The sequence below is a fragment of the Paraburkholderia kirstenboschensis genome, assembly GCF_032806925.1.
In the GTDB taxonomy this organism is placed as follows: domain Bacteria; phylum Pseudomonadota; class Gammaproteobacteria; order Burkholderiales; family Burkholderiaceae; genus Paraburkholderia; species Paraburkholderia kirstenboschensis.
Map to the genome: position 1 here is coordinate 1,392,839 of NZ_CP136511.1, position 19,110 is coordinate 1,411,948.

A 19,110-nucleotide genomic window follows, 5' to 3' on the forward strand; every position below is an offset into this window, starting at 1 on the left:
CGCCTGCGACGGACACGAGTGACCGACTCTGTCCACAAACAGCGGGAATGGACACAGTGCCCCAGACAGTCGAGTTACCTGCCAAACGCCAGAACCGACGGTATCCATTGGAATGGAAACGATCGGTCGTCGAGCAGACGTTTGAACCCGGCGCCTCAGTCGCGAGGGTCGCTCGCGACAACAGCATCAACGCCAATCAGGTGTGGGCCAGGCGCAAACTGTACGCTCAGGGCCTATTGATCGAAGATGCGCAGACGGAGACCATGTTGCCTGTCGTTGTCGATGTACAACCCGATCGACCGGCGGCCCGTGTTCCGGAGGCGACGAACGCGCCGGCACCTCGCCAGGCTGCAAAGGGCAGTACATTGTTCGCGCTACTCGCGGCAACAGGACTGAGAATCTCGGAGGCGCTCGCGCTGACGATCGACGACTTTACAGATGATGGGCTCCTCATCCGGGCGACCAAATTCAGCAAGAACAGGCTGGTGCCGCTTCATGAGACCACCGATCTGGCACTACGCGCCTATCTTGCGAGACGTGCGCGAGTCGGCGCCTGCGATTCGAACTTCTTTGTCTCGGCTAATGGGCATCGCCTCTGCTACGACACAGTTATGTCTGTGTTTCTAAAGCTTGTCCGTTCAAGCGGACTACGCGAAGGTCCCGGCAAACCAGGACCGCGGATTCACGATTTACGCCACACATTTGCCGTGCGATCGCTGGAACAGTGCACCGGGGACCCACGCTCTATAGCGCGACATGTGCTTGCCCTCAGCACATACCTGGGCCATGCCCACGTGGCAGACACGTACTGGTATCTACAGGCTACGCCGATCTTGACGGCACAGATTGCCGCCGCCGGCGAAGAGGCAAGGCGCAGTCATGCAATCCCTCAGAAGAGAACCGACGAGACGCTCGTTGACTACCTGACTATGCCGAGATCCAGTCCATCCTGGATGCACCGGATTTGACGACTTCAATGGGTATTCGTGATCGTGCCATGTTGCACCTTGCCTTCGCGGCAGGCCTTCGAGTTTCAGAGCTGGTTCCGTTGCGGCTCGACCAGTTGGAGCTTCCGCCGCAGGCTGCGGTTCACGTCTATGGCAAAGGGAGGCGTGAACGCGTGCTCCCGTTATGGAAGCAAACCGCTACGGCAATACGTGCATGGCTTGCCGTGCGAGAGCAGCTGAGCGATCCAGAACTGTTTCTGAATGCACGCGGTGGTGCCATGACACGCGCCGGCTTCGAATACATCCTGGCCAAACATGCGCAGGCTGCCGCAGTACTCCAGCCATCACTTGCGGCGAAACGCATCTCGCCACATGTGCTGCGACATTCCTGCGCGTTGCATACCCTGCAGGCAACACACGATGTCCGAAGGGTTGCTCTCTGGCTCGGGCACGCCAGAGTTCAGAGCACGGAGATTTATCTCCGCGCAGACCCGACAGAGAAACTGGAAGCGCTCGCCGCGACCGGAATTCCGAACCTTCGACGAGGCCGTTTCCGTCCGCCTGACGCTCTGATCGAGATGCTGAGATCAACGAAGCACTAGCCCATTATGCGCAGCGTCATCAAGCCCACGGCCACTTCCGACCCGTGTACTGCCGGCCAACTGCGCATAACCGGCAACTCCCCATAAGAGCGCATGTCAGTGACGCCGGCAGCGATCCAGATCCGTGTGTTTGCAGGCGGCCCGATCATCGCAGAATCCGCTCGAGGACCAGGCGCAATATCGTCGCGTCGGGCACGCCTTTTATCCGGACCGACGTATTGCCATGCTGAAGCTGAATGCTGCCCTTTGCAGCCTGGCGAGGTGCCGGCGCGTTCGTCGCCTCCGGAACACGGGCCGCCGGTCGATCGGGTTGTACATCGACAACGACAGGCAACATGGTCTCCGTCTGCGCATCTTCGATCAATAGGCCCTGAGCGTACAGTTTGCGCCAGGCCCACACCTGATTGGCGTTGATGCTGTTGTCGCGAGCGACCCTCGCGACCGAGGCGCCGGGTTCAAACGTCTGCTCGACGACCGATCGTTTCCATTCCAATGGATACCGTCGGTTCTGGCGTTTGGCAGGTAACTCGACTGTCTGGGGCACTGTGTCCATTCCCGCTGTTTGTGGACAGAGTCGGTCACTCGTGTCCGTCGCAGGCGATGATTGCATCTTCTACGCAAGACGGGGAACGGTACAAATCAGATGCTTACCTTTGGTCCCTGCTTCATATCGAAGCTGACCTTCTGATTCTCCTGCAATGACTTGAAATGGCTGCCCTGAATCTCCGAGAAGTGAGCGAACAGGTCTTCTCCGCCGTCGTCCGGCGTGATAAAGCCGAACCCCTTCGCGTCGTTAAACCACTTTACTGTTCCGGTTGTCATGTCAGTTCCATAAACGTTAATGTTGTATGCATGCGGCCGACGTCGGTCGCCCCCCACTCACTTTGCGCGAGTTCGTGCTCGCTTCCGGACGCCGGGCAGGGGAGCATGCACCGGTTCGTGTGGCGCCTTGGGTATTGCATCTGGCAAATTTCCGCATTCCGCGAAGTACTGAAGCACCCTCGCCGCGGCCGACCTGCCGCGCTGCTCCAATCTTGCGCGAAGGGCGAGCGCAAATTCCCTAAGGTCGTCGCGTCCGTGCAACGCCTGGAAGTCCTGAATGGTTTCTGCGACCGCCTCCAGCATGGTGTGCTCGTGCAGCGTGCTCGCGATATGCGAGGTGGCTCTCGCCAGTTCCATCTCATAGACCTTCAGACGTGCTGTCTCCTCGAAGGCGCCGTTTCTTTCCGCTGGCTTCGTCACATCGATACCCCCGGCTGCGAAAAAAGGACTTTTCGCATGAGACAAAGCGCGCAGCGGCGTGATTGTGACCGCGATGCCGAGCGGCCCGCGAACGTCAGAACGTATAGGCAAGGGAGAGAACTGCATGGCCCCCCGATTGCCACGACGTGCGAATCAGGGGGCCCGTGGCTGCCCGGTGCAAAGCCAGTGAACGTCGAGCTGGAGGACCGTGGCAAGACGCATGCAGGCGTTCAGCGGCGGCACAGTGATTCCGCCACGCCAATATTCCACCTCATATTCACTGACACCGAGCCAGTTAGCTGCGCGTGCCGAACTGATGCCAGCCCGCTTCAATGCACGGTCCAGGCGTGCGGCCAAGGCGCGTCTGAGGCGGTCGTTCCCGGCACTACGCTCGAGATGACCGAGGCTTTCGGAATGAGGACTCATCATGTGACAGCTCTCTCAGATAGATGTTTTTATGCAATTCGCTACCAGTTCTTCCGGCTGCGCGCCGCAGGCTATTTGCTCCTGATGACGCTTTCGTGATGCCATGCCGAACTCGCGCCGGCAGGCTCTATGCAGCCTGAGTGCTTGCGAGTTGTCGGTCCCTCGACCTCACCGCATATACAGTCATGTCAGACATGAAAGAACTGCTCGCATGTGACTTTGCACGAGCGCAAAAGCAGAACTTTGGGGTCCTTTGAGAACCACGTTGGCTAGCGTCATATCGGATTTGCGGCGGACCGTACCTGACAGCAAGGCAATGTGCCTACGCTGCCAGAAGAGCGCTGGCCTGCTCCCACATTCGGGCATCTTCAATGGCTTGCAAAAATGCATCGAGAGAAAACGGCTTCCGCAGGCAGACGTCGAAAAGCCCGGTGAGTCCACCGACTTCACTGTCACCGGTCATGGACACGATGAAGGGCCGCCCAGCGAAAGGCGTTGTGATAATCGACCGTGCGACTGCGCTTCCCTTGATTCCCGGCAGGTTCTCATCCAGAAGTACCAGCCCGAAGGCATGGCCGCCTAGCAGCGAAAGTGCAGTCTCTCCGTCTTGCGCGACAGTGGCGTGATGACCATAGCAGTCAAGCAGGAAAGCCAGACTGTCTGCCACATCCTCATTGTCTTCGACGACCAGCACATCCATCCAGACTCTCCTCGATTTCGAAAAGCGGGTTCACACCGTTTCTTATTATTATATTATCCTAACTAATGTACTTAATATCTTAAATCGTTTTGCCGCGCCCTACCAGTGTTGTAGCCAGACAATGTCCGCCAATCCGCTGCTCGCGACTGCGTGTGACGCTTGCTTGATGTTGTATACGATAATCAGCACTATTTAGCCGCTGCAATAAGGGGGCATTTCTGACCTTGCCACGCGGCGACATTCACTGGCGTCGAATGATTCATGGGCAGCTCGCAGCTTATCCGGGGCTAGCGCTCGACGACGTCAGATAATGGCTCCGCTGCTTTCATTAGTCCCTGGTTTGAAAAGACTCGTCGACGTGCAATGGAGGCTGAAACTGGTCACCGCACGGTCCGACGCTGCCGCGCGTTGGCGCGCTGCGTCCGATTCACCCACGGCCTCAGCTGTCGGGGAATTCTTGAAAACGAGCTCATCGCAGTTGGCGTTCAATGCGAACGCCCGTGACCGCCGCCACCGCCCCAGTATTGGCCGCCGCCGCCCATGCCACGCCCTGGGTATCCGTGCCCACCCCAGCTGCCCTGACCGCCCCAACCGCCCGAACCGCCCCGATATCCATGGCCCCAATAGCCGTGGTGCCCCCAGTAGCCGTGCCGGCCCCCGCCATAACAGCATCCGCCCCAGTAGCCGAAGCTCAGTGACACCGATGGTCCCCACCACGCGGGCCAGCCGTAGTACGGATATGCGACTGAGTAATATGGAGGCACGACGAAGACGGGCGCGGCTGGTGCGATATAGGCGTTCGTCGATGCAGTTACATCAGCCGCGACCGCACCGGTCGGGGCTGCGTCGGTCATCGAGAAAGGATATTGCTGCTGCGGCGCTGCCGCCGGCACTTCGCCGTACGGAACGTAACCGTAGGGCACGTAGTAGTAGCAAGCGGACAAAGCTGCGCACAGGACGACCACCGCAACGACACCGCCCACATCCAGCGTTTTCATAACCAGCTCCGGAGTCCGACGCCTTAGAGAGGGCGAGGTCAGGCCGGCGCCTGCCCCGAGGCGCTGTCAAGAATGCAAAGCTTGTTGCCGAAATCGGGAATATTGTGACCGCCCGCGCGCAACTCGTCGACAAGCCGATGCGCGGCTGCACGACATTGCGCAAACGTCTCATGCAGTCGTGGTTCGGCCTGCAGGCCGGTCACCACCTTTTCCAGTTCAGACGGGGACTCGCTCAACAGGGCAGGAACAACCTCGTCTGGCGGTATCAGAGACCCGTGACTTAGAAGCTGTGCAGTCCAGTCGCACCCGTACAGAAGCGCGCGTCGCTCGGTCCTTTGCGCCTCTTGCTGCTCAAGGGCGGCAAGGCTGTGCCGGTTCTTGTGAATCGAAGCTCGCCAGGTCGTGAGGATGTCGGTGCGCAGGCGTCCAATGGCGTCGCCGAGTGGTGCATTCTGCCCGCCAGCCACGAGGCGACGTTCATCGAGTCTGTCGACCTGGTCACGATATCCTTCGAGGAAGGACTGCCAGTTCAACGGCAGTTCAGCCGTCTGGTAAAACGTGCGGCTCACCTCGCTAAGCTCGTTCCCGATGTCCTGAAGGGCTTGCGCGTCGGCGAGACGGGCCTCATAGACCTCGTGAGCCGTCACCATCTGGCGATGCAGGGGAAACAGCGGATTGCTGTAGCGTCGTTGCAGGTGCCGCTCGATAGCGCCTGGATGAGCGCTCCATTTCCAGTTGGGCAGTGATTTTGCGTCGAAGTCGACTGCAGCTATCATCGGTCGGAACACCGCCAGCGCCTCCTCGGTTGCATGGCGAAAACAGTCCGCCAGCTTGTACTCGTTCCCTTGCAGATTGGCACCCTCGTTACCGGCATAAGGCGATTCGGGGGCGAGACGTAGGAAGCCTGCGGCCAGGAAAAACTCCATCGGAAGTTCCACGGACAGGCCCTCCTGCAGGAAAGTGCGCTGTTCAGGGGAAATCGCCTCGACAGAATGCGCCAGTCGGTTTTCGAGCTCGAGGAGCGCATCAATATTGTCGCCCGACGACGGCTGCGCTACCTCGGCGAGCAGGCAGAACGACTCGCGTACCATTCGTGCCGCAATAGTGCCGTGCTTCTCGGCAAAGAGCCAGAACCACAGGGCAAGCTGATATCCCTGGACTCCGTTACGTACGAGCGGTTCGACCTCTTGCGTGAACGTGATGCCAGGCGCGGCCCAGCCTGCGAAGGGTGCGGCGTCGCTGCCCAGGTACATGCCCAGAAGCTGCTGTATCGACTGATGCGTATCGCTGGGCCACATTTGCGTCTCATTGTGTCGCCTCTCGGTTTTCCAGAGCTTCCAGGCCATCCTGAACCTCGCAAAGGTGTGCAGTGTGCGCTTGCAAATACTTGCATACTCGGCCGAGGCCGTAAACCGGCGGCTGCCCTTGTCTTCCGAGGTGGCTTCAAGGGGGCGTCGGGGCGTGAGCGAGGTTTGAAGTCCAAACCGGCGCGCGATGTCACCTGGTGCGCCAGCGACTGACGAGCGGCCGACAAAAGTAAGCTTTGTTCGGCCCACTGCGGCCCCAAGCCAGGGCAAGCGTGCTGGCCCGAAGGTGATGTGTTGGAAAGCGGAGGGTAATGCGCGTTGGGGGTCGGGATTTCGGGCAAATCGTTGGGGGTCAGGATTTCGGGCAAATTAACAGTCTCATCACAGTCTCCCTCGTGATTTCGTCCTGACTGCCGTCCCTTTTGGAGCGCCTCTGCTTCTGCAGTCGCTCGCCGATCAACAAGCGGTCGACGCACCGTGGACATCGCGCCGAACGCCCGCCCTGGATCGCCAACCTAGATGTTTATCAGACAGTTGGTCCACCACATTCGCCAAAACAAGACGAACATCAGCCAAACGTCTGGAGATCTCGGAAGCGCTGCACGGTTAAGGCCGTATGTTCATCGCCTCGCAGAGATCCATTCACCGCGCATCATGCGACGCATCGACGAAGGCCATTTCCGGTTGGCGGTACGCGGCTACGGCTCCATTTCCGCTGAACCCTACGAACTCGCGACGTGGACGTTCGACGATCGTCCTGGTGGTCATCACGGCGAGGACACGGCCAGCACATTGGCACGGCGCGAGCGCGTTGCTGCGGCGCTGCTCGTGGATGGCCGCACCAGCAAGGAGATAGGAAGGGCCTTGAAGACCAGCCCATGCACGGTTGACGTGCACCGCTCCGCGCTTCTGAAGAAGTACGGCGTGAAGACAACCCACGAACTGATCGAAGTGATGATCGCCTGACCTTCAAGGAATGCCTGCGCGCAAGCCGTTCCTGCCAGTTCACCAGTCACTAAATAGCCGGTGCGTCCTGCAAAGTGTCCGACTGAATGTTGTTGCGGCCTTCCGTCTTGGCGCGATACAAGAGTTTGTCTGCGGCCGCGATGATGATTTCCTCCGTGAGATGCGAGTCGCCGTCAGTCAGATCCACTGCCAGCACGCCGAAGCTCGCCGTTATGGCAATGCTGTGTTGGCTACTCACAGTCGGCGATTTTGCTAACGCACGTCGCAGCCGCTCAGCGAGGTCAGCTGCGCCCGTTCTGTCCGTTTGAGGCAGCAACAACAGGAACTCTTCGCCGCCATATCGAACTACGCAGTCGAACTGCTGACGAACAGACCTCTGGAGAATAGCGGAGCAATTCCGGAGCACAGCGTCTCCGCAAAGGTGGCCGTAGGTGTCGTTGATGGATTTGAAGTGATCGATATCGCACAAAATCACGCTGAACGAAAGATTGTGACGCCGGGCGCGTTCGAGTTCAATTGGAAGAAGAACTTCATGCAGATGCCGCCGGTTGAAGCAGCCGGTGAGATGGTCCTTCATTGCCTGCTCTGTCAGAAGCGATTGGACCCGGTATTCATCGCGCCATAGTCGATGATAACGGCGCGCAGCCACCAGCCCGAAGCTGTTTGCGAGCAGGAGCAACATCGACATGGTCACCATGTCGGACCATCTGAGCGTCGACGTATGCAACACGACGATGATGAACACCGCCGTTGCGAGCAACGCAATGCTCAAGGAAACGATCAGTCGGTTCGGTATAAACACATAGACCACAATGAGCATGATGCAGAAAGACATTGCGTGCCAGGGAATCTCGCTGGGTCGATGCCGGACAATCAGCATGAACGTGCCCATTCCGACGATCTCTGCTGCAGTGGCGGCAAGCTGAACCGCGTTGGTCGAACCGGGACGTGCCCGGACGATATAGAGCCCGATAGCGGCCGTGATTGCAACGAAGGTGCGGGCAACGAGAAGCAGCAGTGTCTCGCTCGTATAACCTAGAACACTGAGGTCTGTCAGAGCAAATGCGAGGTAGAAGAATGAGCAGAAGATCAGCGTCGTATGTAGAGACGCCTGATTCCGGTTCAGATGGTGACTTTGGAAATTCTGCTCGATGTCTTCATTCCTGAACTCCACTCGCAAGGGGTGGATCTGGAATCGAGGATGCGATTGTATGGCAATGTTTTTCAAGTCTTTATTACCGATTACCAATCAGATGGCCATGTGTGGTCTAGGGATATCTTACCCAACAGTCGATGCATGCGGGTAGGCAACCGTGCAGAACGGCAATCGTGCGATCCGTTTGCGCTCACCTTACTGGGGCACTTTCGCTGGACAAACGCGAGTTCATTCTCTCCAATCGGTTCAGCGGCAGCCTGCACGATATGATGCAACTTTGGTGAGCGGAGCGCGGCTGGCCCACCCTGCTGCCGGCGGCAGCCAACCTGAATCTTTTCCTCGCATGGCGTGATCCGAGCGGCTCGGCGCGCACGGGTCGGTGGCATTGACTTAAAAGGAGAGTGAAGATGGCAGAGATCGATAAGGAAGGCGTCGTTGCGTTGCTGAACCGGATTCTCGAGTCCGAACTGGCCGGCGTCGTCAGATACACGCACTATTCGTTTCTCGTCTTCGGGTTCGGACGCATTCCGATCAGGTCCTGGTTGCGCGAGCAGGCCAACGAATCCCTGTTGCACGCCCAGCTAGCCGGAGAATGGATCACCACATTGGGCGCCTATCCGTCGCTTGCGATCGGTCCCCTCCTCGATTCACATACTTTCGATATTTCATCGATCCTCCGTGAGTCGTTACAAGCCGAAAACCTCGCGTTGGAGCTTTACCGCGAACTTCTCACGCTGGTCGAGGGCCGCTCTGTCGCGCTCGAAGAGTTCGCCCGCCAGATGATCAATGTCGAAGAGATGCACGCTGGCGAAGTCGACAAGATGCTGCGCCGCCCCGGCGAAGTGACAACGTCTGTACAACGGCAGTCGCCTTGAGTCCTAGCGAACGTGACTCGCGGCTGCCCATCATTCGCTCGTTTTGTCTTCATCCCTTGACGACCGGCGGCCGGCCCGGAAAGCCGGCCACATCGCTCAACTGAGCAAGCTCGTTTGCCGCCTCGCGCAACAGTACCGAATACTCGTGTATTTTCCCGGCGGTCAGGCGCACTCGTGGCCCGGCCAGACTGATGACGCCAACGCAGCGCGAGCCACTCACCACCGGCGTCGCCACAGCTGACATGCGCGGAGCAAACACCTCATCGATCATCGCGTAACCCAACGCTCGACGAGCGCTTCTGGCCGTTGTTCCGCCACGCCGTGCTTGCCGCCCACCCGCACGTTCAAGCGAATGATCTTGAAGCCGCCTTGAAGCCGCTCGTGAATACAACCGCCTGCGGTACCACTATCAGGGCACCGGCCGATATGAACTGGAGCAGATCTATGCGCGCGGTATCGCGAATCTGCGCGTCGTGGCGGACATGCTCGGCGACACCAGCTATGTTTTTGGCCGCGATCCTGCCACCGTTGACGCGGCGATCTATGGCTTCGTCGCCAGTATCTATTTTTACGAAACCGACACGCCGTTGAAGCGGTAGGTGTTTCAGTAGCCGTTCCATGCATATTCCGCCTGGGACCCGCCGTGTTTGGGGTTGTGCACACGCCAGATTCGCCCCCCAAATAGGTGACTGAATGCACCGCTCGGGACAAGTCAAAAGGGCGGCACGAAACTACAAAGAGTGCTTGGCTAGCATCGCTGAATGACTAGTATTCTTGTTGAGTGAATGTTCTGGAATGTGTCATGCAAAGCCGGTGCGGAATCTACACAGAACTGAAGCAGCAGTGCTAACTGGTTGCCGGTTGTGCCTGCCTGACATTGCTTTCCATTTGAGCTATCGGGTGTCGTCCGATACCTGGAAGGCGCGATTCTCAGCCGGCGGCCGTGGTCACGTGAAACCGTCTTTCGCGCATTTGTGCCTGGGATGGGCCAGTGCACATCTGGTGTGAAGGAGCGCGATTATGAATGCGGGTCTTCAGGCAGCGCAATCGGGTTCCAGAGACATGGTTGTCATTGCGCGCACGCAAGATCTGGAAGACGGCAACGTCAAGGCGGCGAACCTTGACGGGATTGACTTGGGCGTTGTCTTGCACGCGAACGGCATTTGCGTCTTTCAGGGCCGCTGTCCGCACCAAGGCACCCTCTTATCCGAAGGAACGTTGAAGGACGGTTTGTTGACCTGCAGGGCGCACGGCTGGCAGTTCGCCTGTTCATCTGGATACAGACAGGGGCAAAGCACCTCGGATCTGAAGAAGTTTGAGGCCATCGCCGAAGAGAGTGAAGTAAAGGTGGATCGAAGCGAGGTGCTCGAGTGGAACGCACAGCGGTCTTCCCAAGATAAGAGTGTTCGGCAAACCCGTGTGTCCCCGGCTCGTACAGTCGAGCAACTTCCTGGCCCAAAAGGCTTTCCCTTTCTGGGGAATACATTGCAGTACAAGCCTGGCAGGCTGCACCTCGTGCTGGAGCAGTGGTGCCGGGAGTTCGGCCCATGTACACGTTCAGGCTGATGGGTCGCCCCTTCGTCGCGATCGCCGATCCGCATCTCATCAGTGAGGTCCTGCGTGAACGGCCGGGCACTTATCGGCGCCGGGACGTGATCCAGACCGTTGCGCAGGTAGTCGACATAGATTTTGCCGATTCGGTTGCCTGCCCCTGATGTTGCTGAAAAGCGCTCTGGGATGGTTTTCGCCAGATGCCGGACGAAGGCCTGCGAAAACGCCTTTACGGATTTGTGGTCCAGTCCTGGCGCGAGCGGAACGACGACGTGCAGGACTTTACCGCCGCTCGTTCTCAACCACGCTTCACGTCAAGTTCCTCAAGCAACGCCCGGACAAGAAGCGCGGCTTGCCTTCCAGGTAGAGGCTGGTGACGCTCCGGCGATTGGTCACAGTTTCGTGACATCTAAAACAATGGATGCAAAAGTGGTTATTGCGCCGAATACCAGTAGAAGAGTCGAGAGCCGTGGCCACCTCCAAACGACAGCGAGTAGGGGCCGCCCCTCGCATGCTAGGCGTGGGTAACGGAAGTCACGGTGTTCTCCCGGAGCCGTTTCGACCGATTTCTCAGCGCGTTTCTCATGGTCTGCCAACCGGGCTTCGTCTCAGGCGGCAATGCCGTCGCCATCCTCATTTTTCTCCGCGTCTCCATCGGCGGTCAAGCCGCGATTTTGCGTAAGACACGGCGTATTCGCACGCGGCTTTCTCGGTAGGGAAATGTTTCAGCGGCCCATAGGCGCGCTGTTTGCCGAGTCCAGTGGTAACGATGGCAATCGCGGCATATCCGCTCGCGGATAGCGACGCCACAGGCACTATGGTCGCGCCTGCGTACTCAACCGGCTTTGCGTGCATGGCAGGTACCTCCCCCAAGTCTGCAAGACTAGCAACGGGCGACGGCGAGCTATGTGCGCACCCTCACAAACGTGACAGCCCACCCAAGCGCTCACTAGCATCCGTAATGCCGGGCTACGATTTCTAGAGTAGGCGACTCAGGCTTTTCTGGTCGAAGAAAAAGTGGTGATAGCAGTGCGGCGCCAAGCCGGCCGCTCTGACAGAACCAGAGCGGCCAGAGAAACGGAACCAGGCAAAGGCCAACAGTCAATTGAGCCTCGAGTTCGTCCGCCAGCTATCAGAGTCAACTCGAACTTCCCACGGGCATTGACCGACACGACGCACCAGGAGCACCATGCGCTCGTACGTAGAAGGGTCGCCAGGCCGCACATACGACTCTGGAAGCACCGAGTTCTGTAAGCCGTACCTTTTTAGCGTATGGACGTCGAAGCAGGCGCTGGCGCATCTGTACCTGCATTGATGTTATGCGTCCCTCCCAGGTAACGGCATCAAAACATCCTTCGGGTCATAACGGGTCCCTCTGCCGACACGGGACGGCACAAGGGAAGCCGTAAGCTACGGCTCCTGCGGCATCTGCCGTGTCGGCTGAAGACAGGAAGTCCAACATGAAACTCGACGACGCCGATTTCCGGCAACTGCGCCGTCTCGCTCCGGTTCTCGACGACTTGCTCAATGCAGGTGAGGTCGAGCATGCGGACCAGGCTGTACATCTCGCTGCATTGGCACAACTCTGCTCGCACCTATTCGAGGCGTATCAGCGTCAGTACCCTGATGAGACGGCGCAGGCGAGCCTTGATGCAATCGAGTCGCAACAGCGCAAGCCGTCCCGGTTGTAAGCCCCGTTTGTCAGTCCGCGCCCGAATGAGCAGATGTGCTGATTTTGCCCTTGGGCGTCGGACAGCCCCGCACGGCACGATAAGCGGACGTCAATCAGAAGCCGAGCGATTCGGACTTGCAGAAGTATTGACGACGCGCTCGCCGAACGCTCATGCGCGTCGCGGGCACACATGAAGCCCACCCAATAACCGAATACGACGCTGTGGGCAATGCAGTACGGGGTGGATTGTCATTGTGTTTTCCAGACGTGAGCATATAAATAAACCAGTTGGTTGCGCTCAACAGTAATTAGTCGAACCTGAACAATCCGGAAGTCCTTGTGTGGTGAGGCTTTACGGCCGAAATGGTGTTGTGGGAATTGCAGGGACCTGGCATATTGGTACGGGAATCCTGCAATTTCTGACGAGGTGCGGATGGGTCCCAAGACACCTGTGACGGAAGGAGATTTCTTCCGGCAACCGCTGCGTGAACAGATCAACCTGAAGCATCCGCTGGTACGCCTGACGGACCTGATCAACTGGGAACGGCTGGGCGCGTCGATGAGCGAGAGCTTCGTGTCCGGCAAGGGCCGCCCGGCAACATCACCGCGCCTGATTGCGGGTCTGCTCTACCTGCAACATGCCTTCGACCTGTCTGACGAAGAGGTTGTGTGGCAATGGGTTGAGAACCCGTTCACGGGCGAGACTTACCTGCAGACGCAGCCACCAATCGACCCATCGAGCCTGACGCGCTGGCGCAAGCGGCTGGGTGAAGCCGGCGTTGAAGAGTTGCTGGCAGAGACGATTGAAGCAGCGAAGCGCGCCGGCGTGATCAAGGCCTCGAGCGTAAAACGCGTAATCGTCGACACGACGGTCATGGAGAAGGCGATTGCGTATCCGACCGATTCACGCCTGCTCGAACGATGTCGCGAACACCTGGTGAAGGCCGCTGCGAGACACGGCCTGAAGCTGCGGCAGAACTACAATCGCGAGGCGCCACGGCTGGCAAGCCAGATCAGTCGTTACGCGCATGCGAAGCAATACAAGCGGATGAGAAAGACACTGCGCACGTTGCGCTCGCGTGTGGGTCGGGTGATGCGCGACGTCGAGCGGCAAGTCGACGCGGTGGCCGATTGCAGCCGCGCGGCATTGCAGGAACTGATTGGCCGCACGAAGCGGATTCTGTCGCAGAAGCTGAAGGACAAGAACAAGCTGTATGCGCTGCACGCGCCGGAAGTCGAGTGTCTGGCCAAGGGCAAGGCGCGCATACCGTACGAATTCGGCGTGAAAGTGTCGATCACGACGACTCACAAGGAAGGGCTCGTGGTGGGGATGCGTTCAATGCCGGGCAACCCATACGACGGCCACACGCTGGCTGAGGCGCTGGAGCAGGCCGCGATCCTCAGCGACGTTACGCCAGAGGTCGCCATCGTGGACCGTGGTTACAAGGGCGTTGCGCTTGATGGCGTGAAGATCTATCACCCCGGCCTGCGGCGCGGCATCACATGCGGACTACGCGCGATGATCAAACGGCGAAGTGCGATCGAGCCTGCCATCGGTCACATGAAGAGCGATGCCAAGCTCGGGCGCAACTGGTTGAAGGGTGCGCTGGGCGATGCACTGCACGCCGTGCTGTGCGGCGCTGGCCACAACCTGCGGATGATCCTCAGGAAGCTACGGCTTCTTTATGCCTTCGTTCTTGCTGTTTTGTCCAGAATGGCCACCGACGCGATGGTGTGACCGCCGGAACTCAAGACGAATTGTTCAGGGCCGACTAATTAGGGCGAAGCCGACTGGCAATAACGGCCCGAATGCCTTTCTGCGCTGGCTTGCCGCCGCCATGAAAGACCCACGGGTAATACATTCTGAGGTGCCCTATGTCGGCGATACAGCACGTTTTCGTTCTGATGCTTGAGAATCGTTCTTACGACAGCGTGTTTGGATGGTCCAACCTGACGGGCGTCTCACCTGGAGGTGAGGCCACAACCCCCAACGGACTGCCCGCTACGCCCATAGTCAATTTCGGACGAACTGGGACGGCTTATCAGCTACGCAAGGGTGCGCCCTATGCACTTGGCTTCGACCCTGGACACGAGTTCACCGACGCCTGTGTCCAACTGTGCGGACTACAGGTCGCCAGTGGAGATACCGTGCGTAATGACTCCCTCGTTTTCGGCCCGAACGGCTATCCACCATTTGCGACGGACACTTCGACGATGGGCTTTGCCGCGACGTACGAAGACCATTCCGACGCGGTAGCCGACGCTTTTAACGCCTTTACACCGGACCAGCTCCCGGTACTGAACTTCCTGGCCCGCCAGTACGGCGTATGCGATAACTGGTTCGCATCGATTCCGGGACCAACGTGGCCGAATCGTTTCTTTGCCGTGGCTGGCACCTCGTCCGGGCTCGACCATTCTCCGAGTGATGCGCAAGTTGTGGAAGCGGTGTTCTTCAACGCACCGCTTTTCACCTTTCCGAACGGCACGGTTTTCTCTAAGCTTCAGGAGTCGGACTGGCTTATCGTGCAAGGCGACGTTGCACAGGCCCGCGGTATTCACGGGATGCAAAATCTGCTCAGTCGTTTCGTTCGAACGGATACGCTGCTTTCTCGGCTTGCCGATAATTCATTGACCGAGAAATTTATCTTTATCGAGCCAACGTACGATGCCAAGAATGACTTCAGGAACGGCAATTCAATGCATCCGGCCGGCGACGTTCGGAACGGGGAAGCGTTGGTCAAGCAGGTGTACGACGCTATAAGTGGTTCTAACCTTTGGTCCAGCAGCGTGCTGCTCATAGTCTTCGATGAGCATGGTGGCTTCTTTGACCATGTGACGCCTCCAGATGCCGAGCCGCCGGGCTCCGCTGAAAATGCCCGCCTGAAGACTCACGGCTTTGCGTTTGACAGGCTCGGCGTACGGGTGCCGGCCATCGTTGTCTCCCCTTTCGTTCCCGCTGGCACCATCGACCATTCGGTGTATGAGCACAGCTCGATTCTGAAAACAACAGATACACTGCTTGGGCTTAATGGGGTGCTCAACCTGACGGCGCGCGTGCGCGCAGCGGACAACTTCGCGAAGATGTTGAGCCTTTCCACCCCTCGTTCCGATATCCCGCAATGCCCGTCACCCGTTGCTGCGAGTGGTGACCCGAGACCCATCAGCGAAGGGGCTCCGCGGTCGAAGGACCCTTTTCTGCCACTGTACGCGCATCACTAGAACCGGTGACACGCGCCAGAACACAGCGGAGCCGACAGACCGCAAGTCTACGGGAGTAGACTTGGTCGACCATTCGGCTACAACATGGCCACACTGCGCCCCAACGGCTGCAACTTTTGACCGCATTGCTCTTGCTGTCAAAGGGCGTCTGGTCGCGCGGCCTGAGTGTCGATGCATTCGAGAAGCGAAATTCCATCCGGGCTTTCAATTTTGTCGGGCGCGAGGTGCATGAATCAGGCGATGGGATGCAAACAGTGGCAGCAACGAGAGGCTGGCAAGGGGACATCGTGAGAAAACTTGGACTTGCGTTACTGACGGCGACACTTGCGCCGGCTGTTTCCGGGGCTGGTACATATTCGGAAGTCTGGAATCCACCGGAGGCGCGCGCGACCGCCGCACACAGCGTCGGTGCCGCGCGTAAGCTCGCAGTACGACGGAACGTAGTTCCGCGTGCGGGGAAGGTGCATTCGCGGCGCACATCGGCAACTGCACCAAGGCTCGTCGCGAAGCACGGCAACATGGCAAAGACTATGCCCAAGGGCGAGCCGGGCATGTCCGACATTCCGCGGCAAATCACGCCGGAAGGCAACGTCCTTCGCGTGACAGGCCGTGCGGCATCTGCCCGGGTTATGCGCTAATGCAATCGCAGACTACCACGGCTATGACGTCTGGGGGCACGCTATCCTCGAACAGGACGGCATCCTTCAGCCGGAACGTTACGCGGCGAGCGGGACCATCACCAAGGGCGGCAAGCTAATCGAAGCATCGGGCGTCCTCGGCCACTTTGAAAGTGAGGAGGACGCCCAGCTCGCAGGTCTGGATTGGGCCTGCGCCTGGGTCGATGCACATAGCTGAGTTCACCGCCTGACCTGCCTACCGAAAGGCTCCAAATTGCGCCAGGCGAGCCGTCTTCCGGCACGCCTGAGGCTTCCTTGCAGCATCCGCACGGTGCAGTTTGCGTATCGGAAAAAGAGTCCCACCCATTGAATGGCTTGAATGTCTGAAGAGACTCTTCGATGATACGAATGAGTAAAGACATATCTATCGCAGTTGCCAGTGTTCATCGAAGGCGTCTACAACGACCGGTGCATGCATTCCACGCTCGGATATGTTTCACCCAATAAATTCGAAGGGTCACTCGCTTAGCAGGCGGCATAATTTGCAGGGGCCACCCGTACATCGCGCGATTTCACTCGCGATGGACGGCCCAGACAACTCTGTGAGGAATCCTGAAGAGTGATTCACCCGGTCCGGCCCCGATTGGCAATTCCGTACCGCGGTCACCGCTAAGAGCGTCGCCCATTTTGAGGCCGATTATGACGCGCTCAATGAGGCGCCGGAGACATGAACGCGTTCACCGACCTAAACCGGCGGCTGCGTTGAGTAGTTGAAATTCCGGCAGCTACCGTCCTGCATTCGGATCTGCACCTGGTAGCTCGTCGCCTTCCGCACAGCATGCTCGATACCATTGCCGGCGAGGCCGCCGCCGACCGCGCCGGCAACCGTGGTCAGAATGCGACCACGCCCCCCACCGACCTGATTTCCCAACAGTTGACGGCAACTACTTCGCCGGCGTTCGGTCAACGGCGATTGGCCTCGGTGTGGATGTCGCCGAGAATTGATATGCGTCGCTGTGAGCATCCCTCGCACCCTGCTCGACCGGCACCTTGGGGTGGTGATGGACGCGCCGCTGGGCAGGCGCTTCCTCCCGGGTCACCCGTTGCTCCGCGTTCTGTTGCGGTGAAGCAACCGGCGCGCTGGCGATTTGTGCCGCGACCAACATAGCTTGCGAAGGCGCCGTTACAGCGCGGGACGTCGAAGAAGGCCTGTCATCGCCGCGATACCCGTAGCGCTGGCCAGGATGACGGCTACGGCAGCACCTGCAACCAGAGGATGCTACGGCTGCGTTGCGGTGAACTGGAAGTCAGGTTGGTGCTCATGTCAGTGCACCAGGTCAGTGTGAGATTTGTAAGCAGCTGTAGTGCGCCACGAGAGATTCGACGGGACCAGAGGCGTAAGGCAGTGTTGGTAAATATCTCGCGCGACCGGCGAGCGGAAGTCGAGGCGCAGATTTTCGCAGAACAACGCTGCCACCGAATCCGGGGCGACGGCTGAGCCCAAAGTATTCTCAAGGCCTCGAGCGATATCATGAGCGCGGGCGGACAGCATAACGCGCTCCATCACATCCGCTCCTCCACCGTTCGCCTTCAGCCACAGCACTGTTGACTCCACCAGATGGTCGACCGATAGCCACTCGCCCGTCATCTGCCGCGCAAGAAGATGCGATGCAACGAGATAGGCAAGCAGTTTGGCGCGTGCGTGCAGGTCCAAGTTTAGTGGGTTGCTCATCGTGGTGATATCCATGTCCGACAAGTCAATGTGCCATTGTAGGTAGCTTCGCCGCCGACGCGCGGTCGATCGGCGAGAACTTCGCATTTTTCAAGGTGCTTTCGGGACTGCGAAACTGCCGCCCTCCCCGACTCATACTCAGATTGTCTAAAATCATTTGCGATGGGCGACTCTAGTGTCCTAGGCCCCTGCCCTTCCGTCGTCTTTCCGTGACGGTCCGTTGTACTGCAGCGGGCCCTAAGGAGTGCGCGGACGCGTGACTGCCAACCAGGTGGCGAACGGCGCCCTGCTCTTGCCTCCATGGGCGAGCGCGCAGTGCGGCCCAATGACAGCGCCCGTGAATCAGAGAAATGATGACCACGGTAACGAGACGCGGCCCGCTGCTTCTGGCAATCGGTGCCGGGCTTGCCGGCGCGGGTCACGTTGATATCAGGAATCCGCCTGAGGAACAAAACTCTGCGGCTATAGCTGGTCTGAAAGGCACACAAGCATCGTGCGCGAGCGTGCACACCGCGGGCAGCGAGCCGGCTCGCTGCGGCAGCGCCAGACGGAAAGCATCCGTACAGCGCGGTCGTGAACCGGACAGCGTGCTCCACGTCGGCAGGCGCCGCATTCCTACACAAGAGAACGCTACCCGGGCGAACCGACGTGCGGCCACGTGCGAAATTCGGGGGGCGCCCCCGAGCGTGATGTGCCCATCGCGCTACCCAACAAACATCGTCCTCAAGCGTGCGGCCTCGCAGACCTTGCGAGCTTGCGACGACCTACAATGTATAACCGCAGACGCATGCACCAGCAGTCTGGCGCAAGCGAAACCAACCAGCGGGATCGGCCTCTTGACACAAGCGGAAAGAGAATAGCGTGGACGTCTCAAGAAGGGATATCAGTCCGGTCGCCACCGCGGCAATCACCCACAGCACCAGCGGGTTATTCCCCGGGCGTGCTCGGCTTCCGCTCCGGCACGTAACAAATACCACAAAAAACGTGTGCATTGCTACAACCATGTGTCGCGTCAATGCTGGATGCTCCCCTCCACGACAAATCGCCGATCTAAAGCCCACGACGGGTCCGAGGTTGGCCATTTGTCGTGGAACATTTTT

The 19,110-nt window shown here is 58.9% G+C and carries 19 protein-coding genes and 2 pseudogenes; 10 read left to right on the forward strand and 11 right to left on the reverse strand.

Annotated elements, in window-relative coordinates:
• Positions 1–47: 47 nt before the first annotated feature.
• Together RW095_RS06825 and RW095_RS06830 are read left to right on the forward strand one after the other, a co-directional pair.
• The gene (locus tag RW095_RS06825) at positions 48–968 is read left to right on the forward strand and encodes a tyrosine-type recombinase/integrase (RefSeq protein ID WP_317015305.1); all 921 of its coding nucleotides are present in this window, start codon (positions 48–50) and stop codon (positions 966–968) included.
• Entirely contained in the window at positions 965–1,549 is a 585-nt protein-coding gene (locus tag RW095_RS06830; protein WP_317015307.1) for a tyrosine-type recombinase/integrase, read from the forward strand. The genes RW095_RS06825 and RW095_RS06830 overlap by 4 nt, the downstream gene beginning before the upstream one ends.
• A gap of 145 nt (positions 1,550–1,694) precedes the next feature.
• On the opposite strand, the gene tnpA is transcribed toward RW095_RS06830, so the two are convergent.
• From tnpA to RW095_RS06855, 5 genes are all read right to left on the reverse strand, one after another.
• Positions 1,695–2,093 carry an IS66-like element accessory protein TnpA gene (tnpA, locus tag RW095_RS06835; protein WP_317015308.1) on the reverse strand — a complete coding sequence of 133 codons (399 nt, stop codon included), beginning with the start codon at positions 2,091–2,093 and terminating at the stop codon, positions 1,695–1,697.
• 95 nt (positions 2,094–2,188) lie between these two features.
• Positions 2,189–2,371: a cold-shock protein gene (locus RW095_RS06840; protein ID WP_317015309.1), complete on the reverse strand. Its 183-nt coding sequence runs from the start codon at positions 2,369–2,371 to the stop codon at positions 2,189–2,191.
• A 1,168-nt stretch (positions 2,372–3,539) separates the two neighbouring features.
• The gene (locus tag RW095_RS06845; protein WP_317015310.1) at positions 3,540–3,917 is read right to left on the reverse strand and encodes a response regulator transcription factor; all 378 of its coding nucleotides are present in this window, start codon (positions 3,915–3,917) and stop codon (positions 3,540–3,542) included.
• Between the two features lie 485 nt (positions 3,918–4,402).
• Positions 4,403–4,915, reverse strand: coding sequence for a hypothetical protein (locus tag RW095_RS06850; RefSeq protein ID WP_317015311.1), 513 nt, complete (start codon positions 4,913–4,915; stop codon positions 4,403–4,405).
• Positions 4,916–4,953: 38 nt separating this feature from the next.
• On the reverse strand, positions 4,954–6,213 hold the full coding sequence (locus RW095_RS06855) for a tryptophan leader peptide (protein ID WP_317015313.1): 1,260 nt from the start codon (positions 6,211–6,213) through the stop codon (positions 4,954–4,956).
• Positions 6,214–6,876: 663 nt separating this feature from the next.
• Between RW095_RS06855 and RW095_RS06860 the strand changes: the two genes are divergently transcribed.
• Positions 6,877–7,188: a LuxR C-terminal-related transcriptional regulator gene (locus RW095_RS06860; RefSeq protein WP_317015314.1), complete on the forward strand. Its 312-nt coding sequence runs from the start codon at positions 6,877–6,879 to the stop codon at positions 7,186–7,188.
• A gap of 49 nt (positions 7,189–7,237) precedes the next feature.
• On the opposite strand, the gene RW095_RS06865 is transcribed toward RW095_RS06860, so the two are convergent.
• Positions 7,238–8,416: a GGDEF domain-containing protein gene (locus RW095_RS06865; RefSeq protein WP_317015315.1), complete on the reverse strand. Its 1,179-nt coding sequence runs from the start codon at positions 8,414–8,416 to the stop codon at positions 7,238–7,240.
• Positions 8,417–8,751: 335 nt separating this feature from the next.
• Between RW095_RS06865 and RW095_RS06870 the strand changes: the two genes are divergently transcribed.
• Complete coding sequence (locus RW095_RS06870) at positions 8,752–9,219, forward strand: ferritin-like domain-containing protein (protein ID WP_317015316.1); 468 nt, start codon at positions 8,752–8,754, stop codon at positions 9,217–9,219.
• Between the two features lie 49 nt (positions 9,220–9,268).
• Here RW095_RS06870 and RW095_RS06875 read toward each other — a convergent pair whose 3' ends face one another.
• Positions 9,269–9,490, reverse strand: coding sequence for an IclR family transcriptional regulator (locus RW095_RS06875; protein WP_317015317.1), 222 nt, complete (start codon positions 9,488–9,490; stop codon positions 9,269–9,271).
• A 73-nt stretch (positions 9,491–9,563) separates the two neighbouring features.
• A complete protein-coding gene (locus tag RW095_RS41710) occupies positions 9,564–9,839 on the reverse strand; it encodes a hypothetical protein (protein ID WP_449406527.1) in 276 nt (91 codons plus the stop codon).
• A gap of 400 nt (positions 9,840–10,239) precedes the next feature.
• On the opposite strand from RW095_RS41710, the gene RW095_RS06885 reads away from it, so the two are divergent.
• Together RW095_RS06885 and RW095_RS06890 are read left to right on the forward strand one after the other, a co-directional pair.
• Positions 10,240–10,785 carry a Rieske (2Fe-2S) protein gene (locus RW095_RS06885; protein WP_317015319.1) on the forward strand — a complete coding sequence of 182 codons (546 nt, stop codon included), beginning with the start codon at positions 10,240–10,242 and terminating at the stop codon, positions 10,783–10,785.
• Positions 10,767–10,934, forward strand: a complete 168-nt coding sequence (locus tag RW095_RS06890; protein WP_317015320.1) for a hypothetical protein — start codon at positions 10,767–10,769, stop codon at positions 10,932–10,934. Before RW095_RS06885 ends, RW095_RS06890 begins: the two co-directional genes overlap by 19 nt.
• On the opposite strand, the pseudogene ligD reads toward RW095_RS06890, so the two are convergent.
• Positions 10,905–11,072 (reverse strand): annotated as a pseudogene (gene ligD, locus RW095_RS41715) (non-homologous end-joining DNA ligase LigD); the annotation flags it as partial. The gene RW095_RS06890 and the pseudogene ligD sit on opposite strands and share 30 nt — an antisense overlap.
• Before the next feature lie 1,158 nt (positions 11,073–12,230).
• On the opposite strand from ligD, the gene RW095_RS06900 reads away from it, so the two are divergent.
• From RW095_RS06900 to RW095_RS06915, 4 genes are all read left to right on the forward strand, one after another.
• Complete coding sequence (locus tag RW095_RS06900; protein WP_317015322.1) at positions 12,231–12,461, forward strand: hypothetical protein; 231 nt, start codon at positions 12,231–12,233, stop codon at positions 12,459–12,461.
• Positions 12,462–12,875: 414 nt separating this feature from the next.
• Positions 12,876–14,180: an IS5 family transposase gene (locus RW095_RS06905; RefSeq protein ID WP_317015323.1), complete on the forward strand. Its 1,305-nt coding sequence runs from the start codon at positions 12,876–12,878 to the stop codon at positions 14,178–14,180.
• Between the two features lie 137 nt (positions 14,181–14,317).
• Positions 14,318–15,661, forward strand: coding sequence for an alkaline phosphatase family protein (locus tag RW095_RS06910; RefSeq protein WP_317015325.1), 1,344 nt, complete (start codon positions 14,318–14,320; stop codon positions 15,659–15,661).
• Positions 15,662–16,270: 609 nt separating this feature from the next.
• The gene (locus tag RW095_RS06915) at positions 16,271–16,516 is read left to right on the forward strand and encodes a hypothetical protein (RefSeq protein WP_317015326.1); all 246 of its coding nucleotides are present in this window, start codon (positions 16,271–16,273) and stop codon (positions 16,514–16,516) included.
• 507 nt (positions 16,517–17,023) lie between these two features.
• Here RW095_RS06915 and RW095_RS06920 read toward each other — a convergent pair.
• Both RW095_RS06920 and RW095_RS06925 read right to left on the reverse strand, forming a co-directional pair.
• Positions 17,024–17,601: pseudogene (locus tag RW095_RS06920) on the reverse strand (glycine zipper 2TM domain-containing protein).
• A 1-nt stretch (position 17,602) separates the two neighbouring features.
• Positions 17,603–18,025 (reverse strand): hypothetical protein, encoded by a 423-nt coding sequence (locus tag RW095_RS06925; protein WP_317015327.1) that lies wholly within the window; start codon positions 18,023–18,025, stop codon positions 17,603–17,605.
• Positions 18,026–19,110: the final 1,085 nt, after the last annotated feature.